The sequence below is a fragment of the Lapillicoccus jejuensis genome (assembly GCF_006715055.1).
Taxonomy (GTDB): Bacteria; Actinomycetota; Actinomycetes; order Actinomycetales; family Dermatophilaceae; genus Lapillicoccus; species Lapillicoccus jejuensis.
Genome location: NZ_VFMN01000001.1, coordinates 2,035,608 through 2,052,149, shown reverse-complemented (window position 1 = coordinate 2,052,149; position 16,542 = coordinate 2,035,608). Strand labels below are relative to the sequence as shown.

Here is a 16,542-nt window from a genome sequence, read left to right as displayed (position 1 = left end):
CGAGGGTGCGCACGCGCAGCGGTACGGCGCCGCCGCACCCCGACCGGGGGCGTCGGCGCCGCCGCTGCGACGCGGCCGGGGACGGGTGCGGCACCGGGGGCGCCCACCGGTACCCTGCTGGTGTGACCCGACCGGCGCTCCGCACCGCTGCCCCCACCCGCCCCGTCGCTCCCCGTCGCCGACGTCGCCTCGGCTCGCTGGTGCTCGCCGCCGGGGCCGCGGGCTCGCTGACGCTGCTCGGGGCCTGCACGGTGAAGTCGCCCACCCAGACCCTCGTGCCCTACCAGCCGGCCGACGGCATCGCCGTCTCCAGCGGCCAGGTCGACGCGCGCAACCTGCTCATCGTCACGAAGGCCAAGGGCGAGGCCGGGGTGCTGTCGGGCAACCTCGTCAACCTCGGCACCGACGACGTGACGGTCACCTTCGCGACCGACTCGGGTGACGGCACCGGCGCCACCGCCGGCAAGGTCGACCTCGGCCCCCGTGAGCAGCGGGACATCACCGGCATCGAGATCAAGTCGGTCGCCGCGGCCCCCGGGGCGCTCACGGGCCTGGTGATGTCCACCGGCGCCGGCGACGTCGTCGCCCAGGTCCCCGTCCTGCCCCCGGACCTCTACTACTCGACGGTCACCCCGACCCCGGGCGAGACCCCCGACGGCATCGAGTCGGGCACGAGCACGTCCACCAGCACGGCCACCAGCAGCGAGACCCCGTCGGAGACGACCGGCCCCGCCGCCACGACCTCGGCGACGACCTCCGCCGGCTGACCCCCGAGCCCGTCCGTTACGTTGCCGCCGGAATACGGACTGCTGCGGGACCGGGACCTCGACGTCCCCCTCGGATCCCGACTGCTGCGGGACCGGGACCTCGACGTCCCGGCTTCGCAGTAGTTCCGCGACGGTCAGACGGCCTCGAACTTGTAGCCCAACCCGCGCACGGTGATGATGTGCTGCGGCCGGCCGGGGTCGGGCTCGATCTTGGCGCGCAGGCGCTTGACGTGGACGTCGAGGGTCTTGGTGTCGCCGACGTAGTCGCTCCCCCAGACCCGGTCGATGAGCTGCATCCTCGTGAGCACCCGGCCGGCGTTGCGCAGGAGGATCTCGAGCAGCTCGAACTCCTTGAGCGGCAACGACGTCGTGCGGCCGTCGACGGTGACGACGTGGCGCTCGACGTCCATGCGCACCGGTCCGGCCTCCAGCGTCGCGGGCAGGAGGTCCTCGGGCTCGGCCAGCCGCCGGAGCACCGCCTTGACCCGGGCGAGCAGCTCGCGCGAGGAGTACGGCTTCGTCACGTAGTCGTCGGCGCCGATCTCCAGGCCGACGACCTTGTCGATCTCGCTGTCCTTGGCCGTCAGCATGATGATCGGGACGGCGGAGCGGTGGCGCAGCGCGCGGCAGACGTCGATGCCGGACAGCCCCGGGAGCATGAGGTCGAGCAGCACGAGGTCGGCGCCGTTCTGATCGTACTCGGCCAGCCCGTCGGGGCCCGTCCCGGCCACCGCGACCTCGTACCCCTCCTTGCGCAGCAGGTAGGACAGCGGGTCGGAGTACGACTCCTCGTCCTCGACGAGCAGGATGCGGCTCATGGCACCTCGGTGGTCGGCGCGGCCACGACGGACCGGGCGGGGTGGGTCGCCGCCGGGGGCGGCTCGGGGTGGTCAGGGTCGGCGGGCGTCTCGGACGACGCCGACGGCTCGGGCGCGCGCCCGCCGATCGCGGCGGGCAGCCGCACGGTGAACGTCGAGCCCTGCCCGGGCTCGCTCCACACGGCGACGTCGCCGCCGTGGTTGCTGCTGACGTGCTTGACGATCGCGAGCCCCAGGCCTGTCCCGCCGGTCTGCCGCGAGCGGGCCCCGTCGACGCGGTAGAAGCGCTCGAAGATGCGTTCGCGCTCGGCGGCCGGGATGCCGAGACCCTGGTCGGTCACCGCGACGGTGACCAGGTCGTCGCCGGCGGCCACGCGCACGGTCACGCGGGTCCCGCTCTCGGAGTACGCGACCGCGTTGCCGACGAGGTTGCGCACGGCGGTGACGAGCAGGTCGTGGTCGCCCCACACCTGGTGGTCGCCGCAGTCGGAGACGACGACGAGCGCGATCCGCTTGTCCTCGGCCGTGACCCGGACGGCGTCGACGGCCTCGCGCGCGACGGGGACGAGGTCGACGAGCTGGGGATCGGTCAGCGTGTCCGCCGCCTGGAGCCGCGAGAGGTCGACGATCTCCTTGACCAGCCGGGTCAGCCGCGTCGACTCGACCTGCATGCGCCGGGCGAAGCGGGCGACCGCCTCCGGGTCGTCGTGCGCGTCGAGCACCGCCTCGGAGAGCAGGGCCAGACCGCCGACCGGGGTCTTCAGCTCGTGCGAGACGTTGGCGACGAAGTCGCGGCGCACCTCCTCGACGCGGCGGGCCTGCGTCCGGTCCTCGACGAGCAGCAGGACGTGCGCCGCACCGAGCGGGGCGACCCGCGCGTGCACGACGAAGGACGGCTCCCCCAGCGGCCCGCGGCGCAGCTCGAGCTCGGCCTCGCGGATGCGGTGGTCGCGGCGCACCGCCCGCGCCATCTCGAGCAGCTCCGGGTGCGCGAGCTCACCGCCGCGCACGAGCCCCGAGGACTCGGCGCTCGGTGAGTACGTCTCGACGGCGTCCGAGGCGTCGACGACGACGCCGCTGCTGCGCAGCACGGCGAGGACGTCCCCGACCCCGTCGGGCAACGCCGTCGACGTCCCCTCCATGCGGAGCGACTCCCTTCGCCTGCGGTCCCGGTCCGCGAGCACGACGAGCAGGGTGACGGCGATGCCCACGAGGACACCACCGATCGCCGCTACCGCAGGGGTCACGTCCCTCAGCGTACGGGTGCGAGTCTCACCCGCCGCGCGCGTCCGGGACGACCCCGTGAGGGGGTCCGGGCATGATGTTCACCTGATCTGTGCCAGCCGTTCACCGGGGACTGCCACCGTCGCAGCCGATCGCACTCGGACGACCCCCACCACCCTGAGGATGCCCACGACATGCGCGACGCCTTCCACGAGGACCTCGACACCATCACCGACCAGCTCGTCGAGATGACCCGGCTGGCCGGGTCGGCCATGGCGCGGGCCACGACGGCGCTCATCGACGCCGACGTCCACCTCGCCGAGAGCGTCATCGCCGCCGACGACGAGCTCGACGCCATCCGGGAGAAGCTCGACGCCCTGTCGATCGACCTCCTCGCCCGTCAGCAGCCGGTGGCCACCGACCTGCGCATCGTCGTCACCTCGATGCGGATGAGCAGCGACCTGGAGCGCATGGGCGACCTCGCCCGCCACGTCGCCAAGGTCGCCCGACTGCGCTACCCGGAGAAGGCGATCCCCGCGGCGCTCGTCGGCCAGGTCGTCGAGATGGGGCAGGTCGCCGAGCGGATCGTCGCCAAAGCGGGCTCCGTCATCGCCTCGAAGGACACCGAGGCCGCGCTGCAGCTCGAGCGCGAGGACGACGACATGGACGAGCTGCACCGCCGGCTGTTCGCGGCGCTGCTGGCCGAGCGCGGTGTCTACGAGCCCGAGACCATCGTCGACCTCACCCTGCTGGGGCGGTACTACGAGCGGTTCGCCGACCACGCCGTGTCGGTCGCGCGCCGCGTCGTCTTCCTCGTCACCGGCGAGTTCCAGCGCGAGGAGCTCGACCACGAGTCGGTCGAGGACGACCGCGAGGCGCGGCTGCTCGGCTGAGCCCACCCCGCGAGACCGACGAGGGCTCCGTACGGCGCGCCGTACGGAGCCCTCGTCGGTTCCGCCGTCAGCGGCCCTGGTTGGCGACCGCCGCCGCGGCGGTCGCGGCCGCCTCCGGGTCGAGGTAGCGCCCGCCCTTCGTGACGGGGGTGAAGTCGTCGTCGAGCTCGTAGACCAGCGGCATGCCGGTGGGGATGTTCAGCGCGGCGATCTCGTCGTCGCCGATCCCGTCGAGGTGCTTGACCAGGGCGCGCAGCGAGTTGCCGTGGGCGGCGACGAGGACGGTGTGGCCGGCCTCGAGGTCGGCCCGGATCTCGGTCTCCCAGTAGGGCACCAGTCGGGCGACGACGTCCTTGAGGCACTCCGTGCGGGGCATCTGGTCGCCGAGGTGGGCGTAGCGCGGGTCGCCCTGCTGGCTGTACTCGTTGTCGTCGGCGATGGGCGGCGGCGGGGTGTCGTAGGAGCGACGCCAGAGCATGAACTGCTCCTCGCCGAACTGCTCCATCGTCTGCTTCTTGTCCTTGCCCTGCAGGTCGCCGTAGTGGCGCTCGTTGAGCCGCCAGTCGCGCCGGACGGGGATCCAGTGCCGGTCGGCGGCGTCGAGCGCGAGGTGGGCGGTGGTGATCGCCCGGCGCAGCACCGAGGTGTGCACGACGTCGGGCAGCACGCCCGCGTCGGCGAGCATCCGGCCGCCGGCGACGGCCTCGCTGCGGCCCGTGTCGGACAGGTCGACGTCGACCCAGCCGGTGAAGAGGTTCTTGGCGTTCCAGACGCTCTCGCCGTGGCGGAGCAGGACGAGGGTGGAGGTCATGCGCGTCACCCTAGTGCGCCCTCCCGGACGCGCCCCGGGTGTCTCACAGGCACTCCGTACGGAATCCTGACCCCCTCGAGACTTGACTCGTTCAAGTTCACGGGGAAGGGTGGAGACGTGCCCCCCGAGACCGAGGTCGTCACCCTGCTGCGGCAGGCGGACCTGCGCGTGACCCGACCCCGGGTCGCCGTCCTCGAGGTCCTGCGGCGCCGGGCGCACGCCGACACCGAGTCGGTCATCGCCGAGGTCCGCGGCGAGCTCGGGCAGGTCTCGCACCAGGCGGTGTACGACGTCCTGCGCGTCCTCACCGACGCCGGTCTCGTGCGCCGGATCCAGCCGCTCGGCTCGGTCGCGCGCTACGAGGTCCGGGTCGGCGACAACCACCACCACGTCGTCTGCCGGCGCTGCGGCACCATCGCCGACGTCGACTGCGCCGTCGGCGAGGCCCCCTGCCTCACCCCGTCCACCGACCACGGCTTCGTCGTCGACGAGGCCGAGGTCCTCTTCTGGGGTACCTGCCCCGCGTGCCGGGGCGCCGCCCCCTGAGCGGCGCCGCCCCCGGCCCCACGACGCCGTACGGCGTCCCCACCTGCCCCTCTCGTCCCCCGACAGAGCACGACCGTTCACCAGGAAAGGACCTGACGTGACCGAGCACGACACCCGCGAGGGCAACCTCAACGAGTCCGAGGCGGGGGTGTGCCCCGTCGCCCACGGCGACCGCATGCCCGAGCCCGTCGCTGGCGGCAGCAACCACGAGTGGTGGCCCGGCCAGCTCAACCTGGCGGTCCTGCGCAAGCACGGCGTCACCGCCAACCCGATGGAGGAGGACTTCGACTACCCGGCGGAGTTCGACACCCTCGACCTCGCGGCGGTGAAGGCCGACCTCACGGCCCTCATGACCGACAGCAAGGACTTCTGGCCGGCCGACTTCGGCCACTACGGCGGCCTGATGATCCGGATGGCGTGGCACTCCGCGGGCACCTACCGCGTCCAGGACGGCCGCGGCGGTGCCGGCACCGGACAGCAGCGGTTCGCCCCGCTCAACTCGTGGCCCGACAACGGCAACCTCGACAAGGCCCGCCGCCTGCTGTGGCCGATCAAGAAGAAGTACGGGCGCAAGCTGTCGTGGGCCGACCTCATCGTCCTCGCCGGCAACGTCGCGCTGGAGTCGATGGGCTTCCAGACCTTCGGCTACGCCGGTGGTCGCACCGACGTCTACGAGCCCGACAACGACGTCTACTGGGGCCCCGAGCGCACCTGGCTCGGCGACGAGCGGTACCACGGAGACCGCGAGCTGGAGAACCCGCTCGCCGCGGTCCAGATGGGCCTGATCTACGTCAACCCCGAGGGCCCCAACGGCAAGCCGGACCCGCTGCTCGCCGCGCACGACATCCGCGAGACGTTCAAGCGGATGGCGATGAACGACGAGGAGACCGTCGCGCTCATCGCCGGCGGGCACACCTTCGGCAAGACCCACGGCGCCGGTGACCCGCAGCTGGTCGAGGCCGAGCCGGAGGGCGCGCCGATCGAGCAGCTCGGCCTGGGGTGGAAGAACGGCTACAACACCGGCAAGGGCCAGGACGCCATCACGTCCGGCCTCGAGGTCACCTGGACCACGACGCCGACCCGGTGGAGCAACGACTACTTCGACCACCTCTTCCAGTACGAGTGGGAGCTGCACAAGAGCCCGGGTGGCGCGTACCAGTGGCGCCCGAAGGACGGCGCCGGTGAGGGCACCGTCCCCGGCCCGAGCCCCGACTCGCCGCGCCGCCAGCCGACGATGCTGACGACCGACCTGTCGCTGCGCGTCGACCCGGTCTACGAGAAGATCTCGCGCCGCTTCCACGAGAACCCGGCCGAGTTCGCCGACGCCTTCGCCCGCGCCTGGTACAAGCTGACCCACCGCGACATGGGTCCGAAGGACCGCTACCACGGCCCCGAGGTCCCGGCCGAGGAGCTGCTGTGGCAGGACCCGGTGCCGGCCGTCGACCACGAGCTCGTCTCCGAGGCCGACGTGGCCGAGCTGAAGAAGCAGGTGCTCGCCACGGGCGTCTCCGTCAGCGACCTGGTGTGGACCGCGTGGGCCGCCGCGTCGTCCTTCCGCGGGAGCGACAAGCGAGGCGGCGTCAACGGCGGCCGCATCCGCCTCGAGCCGCAGAAGTCCTGGGAGGTCAACGAGCCCGGCCGGCTGGCGACCGTCGTCACCGCCCTCGAGGGCGTGCAGCAGTCGTTCAACGCGGCGCAGACCGGCGGCAAGAAGGTCAGCTTCGCCGACCTCGTCGTCATCGGCGGGGCCGCGGCGGTCGAGAAGGCGGCGCAGGACGCCGGCGTCTCCGTCACCGTGCCGGTCCACCCGGGCCGCACCGACGCCACCCAGGAGCAGACCGACGTCGAGTCGTTCTCCTGGATGGAGCCGCAGACCGAGGGCTTCCGCAACTACCTCGGCAAGGGCAGCCACCTGCCGGCGGAGTTCACCCTCGTCGACAAGGCCAACCTGCTCGGCCTCAGCGCCCCGCAGATGACCGTGCTCGTCGGCGGGCTGCGCGTCCTCGGCGCGACCTACCAGGGGTCGTCGTACGGCGTCCTCACCGACCGGGTCGGGCAGCTGACCAACGACTTCTTCACCAACCTCGTCGACATGGACGTGGAGTGGCACGGGGTCGGCGGCGCGACGGCGACGGTCTTCGAGGCCACCGACGCGAGCGGGGCGACCCGCTGGACGGGGACGCGCAACGACCTCGTCTTCGGCAGCAACTCCGAGCTGCGGGCCCTCACCGAGGTCTACGCCGCCGACGACGCGCACGAGAAGTTCGTCCGCGACTTCGTCGACGCGTGGGTCCAGGTCATGGACGCGGACCGGTTCGACCTGCACCGCTGACGCGATAGGCACGACGGAGGGGCGGGAGCCAGCGGCTCCCGCCCCTTCCGCGTGCGTGGGAGGACACCCCACGTGTTGCTGCTTCTTGACCGATCCGCGGGCGGCGGGCCGTCCACCGGTGGGTCAAGGAGCAGCAACAAGTGGGGTGTTCGTCCTTCAGTCGGCGGGGGGCGGGTCGCCGGCGCGCTCGAGGAGCGGGCGGAAGGCCTCGAGGTTGCGCAGCGACTCGCCGCGCGAGACCCGCCAGGCCCACTCCTTCCGCATCGAGGACAGGAAGCCGATGACGAGCAGGTCGTCGAAGGGTGAGTCGGCCGCGTCGAGGGCGACGCCGAGGAGCCGGTCGACCGTCTCGGCGTCGACGCCGGCCGTCGGCACCTCCCCCTTGACGTAGACGTCGCCCGACGCGTCGACCGCGTAGGCGAGCGAGGGCATCCGCAGGTTGCGGCGCAGCAGGGCCTTGTAGAACTCGCCCTCGTTCTCGTCGGGGTGGCGGATGACGAAGGCCGAGACGCTGGTCTGCCGCGGCTTGATGACGACCGAGACGACGGTCTTGAGCTTCTTCTCCCCGGGCAGCGTGACGACGTACTCACCGCGCCGACCCCCCAGCTCCCACTCGAGGTCGTTCTCGCCGAGCCAGTCGCGCAGCACGGTCTCGGCGGCGGCCGCGACCGCCTCGTCGTCGGTGGGCGGGGCGGTGGTCTCGCTGGTGGTCACGCCTCAGGGAACCACGGCGGTCGGGACGCCCGCGAGCGTCGTCGCACCCGTACGGCGCGCCGTACGGGCCTCCGCGTAGACCTCCAGCAGTCGCTGGGTCGTCGTCCCCCAGCCGAAACCGGCGGCGTGCGCGACGCCCCGCCGGCCGAGCGCCGCGCGGCGGGCCGGGTCGGCGAGCAGCGCGCCGACGGCGTCGGCCCAGTCGGCCGGGTCGTGGGTCGGCACGAGCACCCCGGCGTCGCCGACGGCCACCGGCAGCCCCCCGACCGCGGCCGCGACGACCGGCGTACCGCAGGCCTGGGCCTCGATGGCGACGAGCCCGAACGACTCGTTGTGCGACGGCACGGTGACGACGTCGGCCGCGCGGTACCACCGGGCCAGCGTGGCCCGGTCGACCGGCGGGACGAACCGCACGAGGTCGCGGATCCCGAGCCGCGCCGCCAGCTCCTCGAGCGCGCGGGGGCGCGCCAGGCCGTTGCCGCTCGGCCCACCGAGGACGCCGACGACGAGCCGCGAGCGCAGCCCGGGGTCACGGGCGACGAGCTCGGCGGCCAGCCGCAGCAGCACGTCGGGCGCCTTGAGCGGTTGGATCCGGCCGACGAAGAGCAGCAGCACGGCGTCGTCCGGGACGCCGACGGCGGCCCGGGCCGCGGTGCGGTCGCCGGGGGTGAAGACGGACAGGTCGACCCCGGGCGGCACGACGCGGACCCGGTCGGGCTGGGCGTCGTACAGCTCGACGAGCTCGCGGGCCTCGCGGTCGGTGTTGGCCACGAGCCGGTCGGCGGCCTCGACGACCTGGACCTCGCCGATCTCGCGTCCGGGGGGCTCGGGGCTGTCGCCCGAGGCGAGCGCGGCGTTCTTCACGCGCGCCATCGTGTGCATGGTGTGCACGAGGGGGACGTCCCACCGGTCGGCGGCGAGCCAGCCGACCTGGCCGGAGAGCCAGTAGTGGCTGTGCAGGACGTCGTACCAGCCGTCGGGGTGGACGGCCATCTGCCGCATGACGGTGGCCGCGAAGGCGCACAGCTGGCCGGGGAGGTCGTGCTTGCCGAGCCCCTCGAACGGGCCGGCGACGACGTGGCGCACCTGCACCCCGGGCGTCATCTCGACCACGGGCGGCAGCGACCCGGTCGTCGCGCGGGTGAAGACCTCGACCTCGACCCCGCGGGCGGCCAGCTCGCGGGCGGTCTCGGCGACGTAGACGTTGAGGCCGCCGGCGTCACCCGTCCCGGGCTGCTCGAGCGGTGAGGTGTGCACGCTGAGCATCGCGACGCGACGGATCGGGGACGGCGGCACGACCGCGCCAACACCGCTCCCCCGACCCCCATTCCCCCCGCCCCCGAGCCCCCGCGAATCGGATTCGGTCCGCCCGGCTCCCGTCGTGACCCGAGCCGAGCGGAGCGAATCCGATTCGAGTGGGTCGCCGTAGGCTCGCGGGGTGGCGCGCAGCACCCCGACCCGACCGGTCGGCGTCGTCACGCGCGGCACGACCAACCCCAACCGGCTGCGCCGGCTCGACCGCTGGCTCGCGGGGCCGCAGGCCTGGCGGCTGCGCCGCGCCCCCAGGTCACCGGTCGTCGTCGACCTGGGGTACGGCGCCTCGCCGGTCACCGCCGTCGAGCTGCACGAGCGCCTGCGCCGGGTCCGGCCCGACGTGCGGGTCGTCGGCATCGAGATCGACCCGGCCCGGGTCGAGGCGGGCCGCCCGCTCGAGCGCCCGGGGCTGACCTTCCGCCTCGGTGGCTTCGAGGTCCCGCTCGAGGACGGCGAGCGCCCGACCCTCGTGCGGGCGAGCAACGTCCTGCGCCAGTACGACGAGTCGGACGTCCCGGCCACGTGGGACCGGCTGCGCGAGCGGCTCACGCCCGGCGGCCTCGTCGTCGACGGCACCTGCGACGAGCTCGGCCGCCGGCACGCGTGGGTGGCTCTCGACGCGGACGGCCCGGCCACGCTCACCCTCTCGCTGCGCCTGGCCGGGCTCGAGCGCCCCTCGGACGTCGCCGAGCGGCTGCCCAAGGCGCTCATCCACCGCAACGTCCCCGGCGAGCGGGTGCACGACTGGCTCACCGCGCTCGACCGGGCGTGGGACGTCGCGGCCCCGCTGGCGTCGTACGGCGTCCGGCAGCGCTGGGTGTCGGCCGTGGGCGCCGTCCGGGACCAGGGCTGGCCGGTCCAGGACGGGCCGGGCCGCTGGCGGCTGGGCGAGGTGGGCGTGGCGTGGGCGGCGGTCGCCCCCCTCACCGCCCCCGCGGACCCTCAGCGGGCGTAGTCGTCCTCGAGGCGCTCGATGTCGCCCTCGTCGAAGTGGCCGAAGGCCACCTCGAGGATCCGTGCGGGCGCGTCGCCGCTGTTGCCCATCCGGTGCAGCTCGGCGGACGGGGCCCAGATGACCTCCCCCGGCTGCGCGACCCAGGTCCGCTCGCCGACGGTGATGTCCATCGGCCCGTCGAGGACCGTCCACATCTCGCCGCGGTGCTCGTGGCGTTGCAGGGAGAGCCGGTGGCCGGGCTGCACGGTGATGATCTTGACCGTCACCTGCTCGTTGGAGACGAACTGCTGGAAGCCGCCCCACGGTCGCTGGGCGCTGAAGATGTCGGCCGTCGGGTTGCGCGGGTCGGGCCCGTCGTACTCGTCCGGCGTGTGCATGGCGTCGGTGACGTCCTGGCTCATGGCTCCCCAGCTGCTGGTGCGGCCGTCAGGCCGGTGCGGTGTGCGGCACAGTGTGCCGCACCGCGCCGACGGCGGTCACCAGGGTCCGTAGGGGCCCGACGACGAGGAGCGACCGCCGCGGCCGCTGACCTGGCGCAGGGCGGGGCGCACGTCGGCGAGGTAGACCGCGGCGGCGACGAAGGCGATGATGCCGACGAAGCCGAGCACGTTGAAGACGGTGATGATGCCGACCGCCAGCGCGACGGCCAGCACGATCGTCCAGAACGTCTTCGTCCGCTTGCCGGCCGCCGTGTAGGCGTCCGGGCGATGGCGCAGGGCGTCGACGAGGGCGAACACCTCGCAGGCCAGGGCGACCACGCCGAGGACGAGGAGCAGGGTGCCCTGCACGGTGGAGAAGACGTCCATGGCTCCAGCCTAGGGGTCGGGTGTCGGGGGACGGCGGGTTCGTCAGACGTCGAGGACGAGCGTGACCGGGCCGTCGTTCACCAGGGAAACCTCCATGTGGGCCCCGAAGGTTCCCGTGGCGACCGTGAGCCCCCGCTCGCGCAGCGCGGCGACGACGGCCTCGACGAGCGGCTCGGCGACCGGGCCGGGGGCGGCCGCGCTCCACGACGGGCGCCGCCCCTTGCGGGTGTCGGCGTGGAGCGTGAACTGGCTGACGACGAGGACGGGCGCGTCGAGGTCGCTCGCGGACCGCTCCCCGTCGAGGATGCGCAGCTCGGCGATCTTGCGGGCGAGGGCCTGCGCCTGCTCCGGGCCGTCGTCGTGGGTGACGCCGACGAGGGCCAGCAGCCCGGGCCGGTCGAGCTCGCCGGCGACCGTGCCGTCGACGGTGACGCTCGCCCGGCTGACCCGCTGGAGGACGGCGCGCACTCAGATCCCGACGGCGACGACGGCGCCGACGCGCTCGCCGTGCCCGAGGACGGGCGCGTCCTCGAGGGCGGCGAGGGCGGCCTGCTCCTCGGTGGTGGCGCCGAGCCCGGCCCGGCGCAGCGCGGCCGCGAGCAGGACCGAGGCGGCGCGCGCGCCGCCGTCGACGACCTTGACCGCGACGCCGCGCCCGTCCGGGAGGCCGACGGCGAACACCGCCTCCGCGCCCTCCTTGGCGACCAGCCCGGGGACGGCGGCGATGAGGCGGGCCGCGGGACGACCGGTGCCGGAGACGTGCTCGGGGTGCGCGCCGACCGCGTCGGCGACCCGCCGCTCGGGGGTCCCCTCCGCGGCGGCGGCGACCCGGCCGAACGCGCGGGCGAGCCCGGCGAGCGGGAACCCGTGCTGCGGGGCGCCGCACCCGTCCACGACGACCGCCTCGACGGGCGCCCCGGCGAGCTCCTCGACGGTGCGGGTGACCAGCTGCTGCAGCGGGTGCTCGGGGTCGCGGTACGACGCCGCGTCCCACCCGGCCGCGACGCAGGCGGCGAGCATGCCCGCGTGCTTGCCGGAGCAGTTCTGCGCGATGGCCTCCTTGTCGTGGCCGGCCCGGATCCAGGCCAGCCGGGAGGGCTCGTCGATCGGGTAGTCGGGGGTGTTCTGCAGGTCGCCCTCACCGAGGCCGGCGGCGGCGAGGGTGCCGCGGGCGGTCTCGAGGTGGAACGGCTCGCCGAGGTGGCTGGCGCAGGCCAGGGCCAGCTGCTCGGGCGTCGGGTCCCAGCCGGCGCGCAGCAGCGCCACGGCCTGCAGCGGCTTGTTGGACGAGCGTGGGAAGACCATCCCGTCGGCGTCGCCGAGCACCCACTCGGTCGACCCGTCGGCGGCGGTCACGACGACGCTGGCCCGGTGCACGCTCTCGACGACCCCGCCGCGCACGACGTGCGCGAGGACGGGCGCCTGCGCGAGGGCGGGCGAGACGGACGGGGAGGCGGCGGTCGCGGGCTCGGTCACGGCGGTCAGTGTCCCAGCACGCGAGCGCCCGGACGGCACGGGGCCGTCCGGGCGATCACGAGGTGGTGCGCCGGCGCCGTACGGGGCGCCGTACGGCGTGCGGTCAGTCGCCGACCTTCGCGGCGCCGTCGGCGACGGCCTTGCGGGCGCGGGTCGTCGTCTTCTTGGCGGCCGTGGTGGTCGCCTTGGCGCGCGAGGTGGTGCGGGCGGCGCTCTTGCGGGCGGTCGTGCTCGTGCGCTTGGCCGCGGTACGGGTGCGCTTGACCGTCTCCTTCGCGACCGGCTCGACGGCCGGGGCGTCGTCCTTGATCGCCTCGACGACGGTCTCGACGTCGTCGGCGACGACGTCCTCGATCGTCGCGGCGGTCTCCTCGACGCCGTGGCGGGCGGTCGTCAGCGTGGCCTTGGCCGAGGAGGTCGTCGCGTCGACGGCCTTGCGGGCGGTCGTCACGGCGCCGCGCCCGAGGGCGATCGTCGTGTCGACCTGGGCGACGAGGTCCTTGGTGGCGCGCTGGGTGCGCAGCCGCTGGAGCAGGCTCTCGCCGCGCTCCTCGAGCTGGCCGACGCGGGCCTTGGCGTCGCCCTCGACCTGGGTGACGAGGGCCTGGGCGCGCTGGACGGCGTACGACGGCGCGTTGACCGCCTGCTTGACGGCCCGGTCGGCCTGGGCGACGAGCTCGCGCTGGACGCCCTTGGGGTCGATCTGGCCGATGGCGCGGGTGGTGGCGACGGTCTGCGCCTGTGCGTCGCGGACGCGGGCGACGGCGAGGTCGACGAGGCCGACGAGGGCCTCGCCGGCGTCGGTGGCGGTCTTCTTCAGGTCGGGCGTGCGGGCCATGGTGTCCTCCTTGGACGTGGGTGCTGCGGTCAGCGGGTCGGTCGTGCGGTGCGGGTGCGCCGGCGCGACGGTGCGCTGCGCGGGGACCCTGTCGGGTCCGGGTCGGTGGCGTCCTCGTCCGGCTCCTGCGCGGCGGCGGCCGGCTCGGCCGCCACGCCGACGAAGGAGACGTAGACGTCGGTGAGGACGGCGCGCTGGCGCGGGGTCAGCGCGGGGTCGGCGGCGATGGCCTCGAGGACGCCGGGGGTGCCCGCCGGGGCGGGGACGGCGTCGAGGATGCCGGCGTGGACGTAGAGCGACTCGGCCGAGACCTGCAGCGCCCTCGCGAGCTGCTGGAGGATCTCGGCGCTCGGCTTCTTCAGGCCCCGCTCGATCTGGCTGAGGTAGGGGTTGGAGACGCCGGCGAGGTCGGACAGCTGGCGCAGCGAGAGCTGGGCGGACTGGCGCTGCTCGCGCAGGAACGCCCCCAGCTCGTGCGGCGACAGCTTGCTCATGCCTCCAGTCTGCTTGCCGGAGTTAGCAAGTGCAAACTCGAGGCAGCGTGACCTGACCCACAGCCGCGGTGGGAACTCCCCTCGGGCACCCGGCAGGATGACGCCCATGAGCAGCGCTGCCACCCTCATCACCGTCGCGCCCACCGGCGCCGAGGTCGCCAAGAGCGACGCCCCCCAGCTCCCCACCACCCTCGAGGAGCTCGTCGAGACCGCCGTCCGCTGCGAGGCGGCCGGGGCGTCGATGATCCACCTGCACATCCGCGACGCCGACCACCGCCCGACGCTCGACCACGGCCTGCTCAAGGCCTCGGTCGACGCGATCCGCGAGACGACCGACCTGGTCGTCCAGCTCTCGACCGGCGGGTCGGTCCACGACCCGCTGGACCTGCGGCTGACCGTCCTCGACGCCGAGCCCGACTCGTGCTCGCTCACCTGCGGCACGACGAACTTCGGCGACGACGTCTTCCTCAACCCGTGGCCGTTCGTCGTGCAGCTCTACCGGCAGAGCGTCGAGCGCGAGATCGTGCCGGAGTTCGAGCTCTTCGACCTCGGCCACGTCGCGGCGCTGCGCCGGCTGCTCGACACCGAGGGACTGCCGTACGGCGGCGCGGTGCACGTCGACCTGGTCACCGGCGTCCCCGGCGGGATGCCCGGCACGGCGCAGGCCGTGGCCGCCGCCGTGTCGATGCTGCCGCCGCAGGTGACGAGCTGGTCCGCCACCGGCATCGGGCGCACCCACCTGCCCGTGCTCGCCGCCGCCCTCGGTGGTGGCGGCCACCTGCGGGTCGGCATGGAGGACAACCTCGTCTACGCCAAGGGCCGCCCGGTCCAGCACAACGACGAGCTGGTCTCGCGCGCCGCCGAGGTCGCGACGATCCTGCAGCGCCCGCCGATGACGACGACCCAGGCGCGCGAGCTGCTCCACGTCAAGCGCCGCTGACGCCCACCTCCAGGAACCGAGGACCCCACATGTTGCTGGGGATGGACGTGTCCATCCCAGCAACATGTGGGGTGTCCTGCTGCGGTGCGTCCCTCAGGGGGTGACGACGACGGTCTGGGCGGCGGCGATGCCGGCGACGGACAGGGTCGCGTCGACGAGGGTGCTGCGCTTGACCAGGGCGAGGCCGATGGGGCCGTCCTCGTGGTGCCGGGCGACCGAGGTGAGGAACCCGACGGCGCGGCCGTCGAGGACGACCTCGCTGCCCCGCTCGGGCAGGACGTGGCCCGACCCGTCGAGGTGCAGGAAGACGAGCCGCCGCGGCGGCCGGCCGAGGTTGTGCACCCGCGCGACGGTCTCCTGCCCGCGGTAGCAGCCCTTGTGCAGGTGGACGGCGGTGCGCAGCCAGTCGACCTCGTGGACGATCGTGCGGTGGTCGGTCTCGAACCCGAGCCGCGGCCGCCACGCAGCGACGCGCAGCGCCTCGGCCGCCCACGACCCGGCCAGCGGCCGGTCGCCGACCGCCGCGGCCAGCCCCTCGCGCGGCACGATGAGCTCGCGCCAGGTCCGGTCCGCGCCCGGGTGGCCCTCGACCGGCCCGTACGCCGCCGTGTCCCCCACCAGGGCGGGCCACGGGTCGCGCCAGGCGAGCGGCTCGCCGGGGGCGGACTCGACGCCGTACGGCTCCCCGAGGACGGCGAAGCGGTCGGTGACGTCGGCGACCTCGACGCGGAGCATGAAGCGCATCGAGTCCAGCCAGGCGCGCAGCGGCTCGCCGTCCTGCGGCTCGGTCGTCACCCAGGTCGTCTCCCCGTCGTCGACGAGGTGCAGGTCGTGCTCGACGTGGCCCTTCGGGCTCAGCACGAGGGTCTCGGCGGAGGTGCGCGGCGCCAGCCCGGCGAGCTGCTGGGTCGTCAGCGAGTGCAGCCAGGTGAGGCGGTCGGGTCCGGTGACGGTGAGGACGCGCCGGTGCGACAGGTCGACGACGGCCAGGCCCTCGGCCAGCAGCCGCTGCTCCCGCATCGGGTCGCCGTAGTGCGCGGCGACCGGCGCGTCGACGCCCTCACCGGCCACGGCGCCGGGGGCGCCCAGCAGCGGCGAGCGGACGGTGGTCGGGGCGGCGGGGGTGCTCATGGGTGGCTCTCGTCGGGTCGGTGGTGGTGGTGGTGCTCGTGGTCCGCGGCGGGCGGCTCGTCATCGGGCCGGGCCAGGCAGTCGGCGCACCAGCCGTGGACCGCCATGTGGGTCACGTCGGCGTCAAAGCCGTGGGCGGCCCGCAGATTCCCGACGAAGGCGGAAGCCTCCGCGACCGGCGCCTCGGCCACCCGCCCGCAGCCGAGGCAGACGAGGTGGATGTGGTCGCTGTGACCGGCCAGGTGGTAGCTCGGGGCGCGGTGGTCGAGGTGGGTGTGGTCGACGAAGCCCAGCTCCTCGAGCACCTCGAGCCCGCGGTAGATCGTCGACGCCGGCAGGGACGGACCGCCGTCGGCCTCGACCGCGGCGGCCACCTCGTCGGGGGTGGCGTGCTCGAGCCGCCCGAGGGCGTCGAGGATCCGGCGCCGCTGGGGCGTCATCCGCTTGCCCTGCGCCCGCAGGGCGTCACCGAGGTCGGGCACG

Annotated in this window: 19 protein-coding genes; 6 read left to right on the top strand and 13 right to left on the bottom strand. The window is 74.2% G+C overall.

The features are described from left to right. The first annotated feature begins 122 nt into the window (after window positions 1–122). Complete coding sequence (locus FB458_RS09785; protein WP_141848328.1) at window positions 123–767, top strand: hypothetical protein; 645 nt, start codon at window positions 123–125, stop codon at window positions 765–767. A gap of 134 nt (window positions 768–901) precedes the next feature. Here FB458_RS09785 and FB458_RS09780 read toward each other — a convergent pair whose 3' ends face one another. After that, a complete protein-coding gene (locus FB458_RS09780) occupies window positions 902–1,585 on the bottom strand; it encodes a response regulator transcription factor (protein WP_141848327.1) in 684 nt (227 codons plus the stop codon). Further along, window positions 1,582–2,832 (bottom strand): sensor histidine kinase, encoded by a 1,251-nt coding sequence (locus FB458_RS09775; RefSeq protein ID WP_211356000.1) that lies wholly within the window; start codon window positions 2,830–2,832, stop codon window positions 1,582–1,584. The genes FB458_RS09780 and FB458_RS09775 overlap by 4 nt, the downstream gene beginning before the upstream one ends. Before the next feature lie 171 nt (window positions 2,833–3,003). Here FB458_RS09775 and phoU point away from each other — a divergent pair, with 171 nt between their 5' ends. Continuing rightward, complete coding sequence (gene phoU, locus FB458_RS09770; protein ID WP_141848326.1) at window positions 3,004–3,702, top strand: phosphate signaling complex protein PhoU; 699 nt, start codon at window positions 3,004–3,006, stop codon at window positions 3,700–3,702. Between the two features lie 67 nt (window positions 3,703–3,769). On the opposite strand, the gene FB458_RS09765 is transcribed toward phoU, so the two are convergent. Continuing rightward, window positions 3,770–4,513: a phosphoglyceromutase gene (locus FB458_RS09765; protein WP_141848325.1), complete on the bottom strand. Its 744-nt coding sequence runs from the start codon at window positions 4,511–4,513 to the stop codon at window positions 3,770–3,772. Window positions 4,514–4,630: 117 nt separating this feature from the next. On the opposite strand from FB458_RS09765, the gene FB458_RS09760 reads away from it, so the two are divergent. Both FB458_RS09760 and katG read left to right on the top strand, forming a co-directional pair. Further along, the gene (locus FB458_RS09760) at window positions 4,631–5,059 is read left to right on the top strand and encodes a Fur family transcriptional regulator (protein ID WP_211355999.1); all 429 of its coding nucleotides are present in this window, start codon (window positions 4,631–4,633) and stop codon (window positions 5,057–5,059) included. Window positions 5,060–5,156: 97 nt separating this feature from the next. After that, window positions 5,157–7,391 carry a catalase/peroxidase HPI gene (gene katG, locus FB458_RS09755; protein ID WP_141848324.1) on the top strand — a complete coding sequence of 745 codons (2,235 nt, stop codon included), beginning with the start codon at window positions 5,157–5,159 and terminating at the stop codon, window positions 7,389–7,391. Between the two features lie 156 nt (window positions 7,392–7,547). Here katG and FB458_RS09750 read toward each other — a convergent pair whose 3' ends face one another. Together FB458_RS09750 and mshA are read right to left on the bottom strand one after the other, a co-directional pair. Beyond that, a complete protein-coding gene (locus FB458_RS09750) occupies window positions 7,548–8,105 on the bottom strand; it encodes a type III secretion system chaperone family protein (RefSeq protein WP_141848323.1) in 558 nt (185 codons plus the stop codon). Between the two features lie 3 nt (window positions 8,106–8,108). Then, window positions 8,109–9,371 carry a D-inositol-3-phosphate glycosyltransferase gene (gene mshA, locus FB458_RS09745; RefSeq protein ID WP_141850446.1) on the bottom strand — a complete coding sequence of 421 codons (1,263 nt, stop codon included), beginning with the start codon at window positions 9,369–9,371 and terminating at the stop codon, window positions 8,109–8,111. 172 nt (window positions 9,372–9,543) lie between these two features. Between mshA and FB458_RS09740 the strand changes: the two genes are divergently transcribed. Next, a complete protein-coding gene (locus tag FB458_RS09740) occupies window positions 9,544–10,374 on the top strand; it encodes a class I SAM-dependent methyltransferase (protein ID WP_141848322.1) in 831 nt (276 codons plus the stop codon). Here the strand turns inward: FB458_RS09740 and FB458_RS09735 are convergent. The 6 genes from FB458_RS09735 to FB458_RS09710 all read right to left on the bottom strand — a co-directional run bounded on the left by FB458_RS09735 (window position 10,362) and on the right by FB458_RS09710 (window position 13,988). Further along, complete coding sequence (locus FB458_RS09735) at window positions 10,362–10,775, bottom strand: phosphomannose isomerase type II C-terminal cupin domain (RefSeq protein WP_141848321.1); 414 nt, start codon at window positions 10,773–10,775, stop codon at window positions 10,362–10,364. The two genes, FB458_RS09740 and FB458_RS09735, sit on opposite strands and share 13 nt — an antisense overlap. Before the next feature lie 75 nt (window positions 10,776–10,850). Continuing rightward, window positions 10,851–11,180, bottom strand: a complete 330-nt coding sequence (locus FB458_RS09730) for a DUF2516 family protein (protein WP_141848320.1) — start codon at window positions 11,178–11,180, stop codon at window positions 10,851–10,853. Between the two features lie 42 nt (window positions 11,181–11,222). Continuing rightward, window positions 11,223–11,648, bottom strand: a complete 426-nt coding sequence (dtd, locus tag FB458_RS09725) for a D-aminoacyl-tRNA deacylase (protein ID WP_141848319.1) — start codon at window positions 11,646–11,648, stop codon at window positions 11,223–11,225. Further along, window positions 11,649–12,656: an asparaginase gene (locus FB458_RS09720; protein ID WP_141848318.1), complete on the bottom strand. Its 1,008-nt coding sequence runs from the start codon at window positions 12,654–12,656 to the stop codon at window positions 11,649–11,651. A 103-nt stretch (window positions 12,657–12,759) separates the two neighbouring features. Beyond that, on the bottom strand, window positions 12,760–13,494 hold the full coding sequence (locus FB458_RS09715) for a hypothetical protein (RefSeq protein ID WP_141848317.1): 735 nt from the start codon (window positions 13,492–13,494) through the stop codon (window positions 12,760–12,762). Window positions 13,495–13,523: 29 nt separating this feature from the next. Further along, a complete protein-coding gene (locus FB458_RS09710; protein ID WP_141848316.1) occupies window positions 13,524–13,988 on the bottom strand; it encodes a helix-turn-helix domain-containing protein in 465 nt (154 codons plus the stop codon). A gap of 106 nt (window positions 13,989–14,094) precedes the next feature. On the opposite strand from FB458_RS09710, the gene FB458_RS09705 reads away from it, so the two are divergent. Next, window positions 14,095–14,928, top strand: coding sequence for a beta-keto acid cleavage family enzyme (locus FB458_RS09705; protein ID WP_246061143.1), 834 nt, complete (start codon window positions 14,095–14,097; stop codon window positions 14,926–14,928). 93 nt (window positions 14,929–15,021) lie between these two features. Here the strand turns inward: FB458_RS09705 and ygfZ are convergent, their stop codons facing one another. Both ygfZ and FB458_RS09695 read right to left on the bottom strand, forming a co-directional pair. Continuing rightward, window positions 15,022–16,059, bottom strand: coding sequence for a CAF17-like 4Fe-4S cluster assembly/insertion protein YgfZ (ygfZ, locus tag FB458_RS09700; protein ID WP_141848314.1), 1,038 nt, complete (start codon window positions 16,057–16,059; stop codon window positions 15,022–15,024). Continuing rightward, a complete protein-coding gene (locus FB458_RS09695) occupies window positions 16,056–16,541 on the bottom strand; it encodes a Fur family transcriptional regulator (RefSeq protein ID WP_211355998.1) in 486 nt (161 codons plus the stop codon). The genes ygfZ and FB458_RS09695 overlap by 4 nt, the downstream gene beginning before the upstream one ends. Window position 16,542 lies beyond the last annotated feature (1 nt).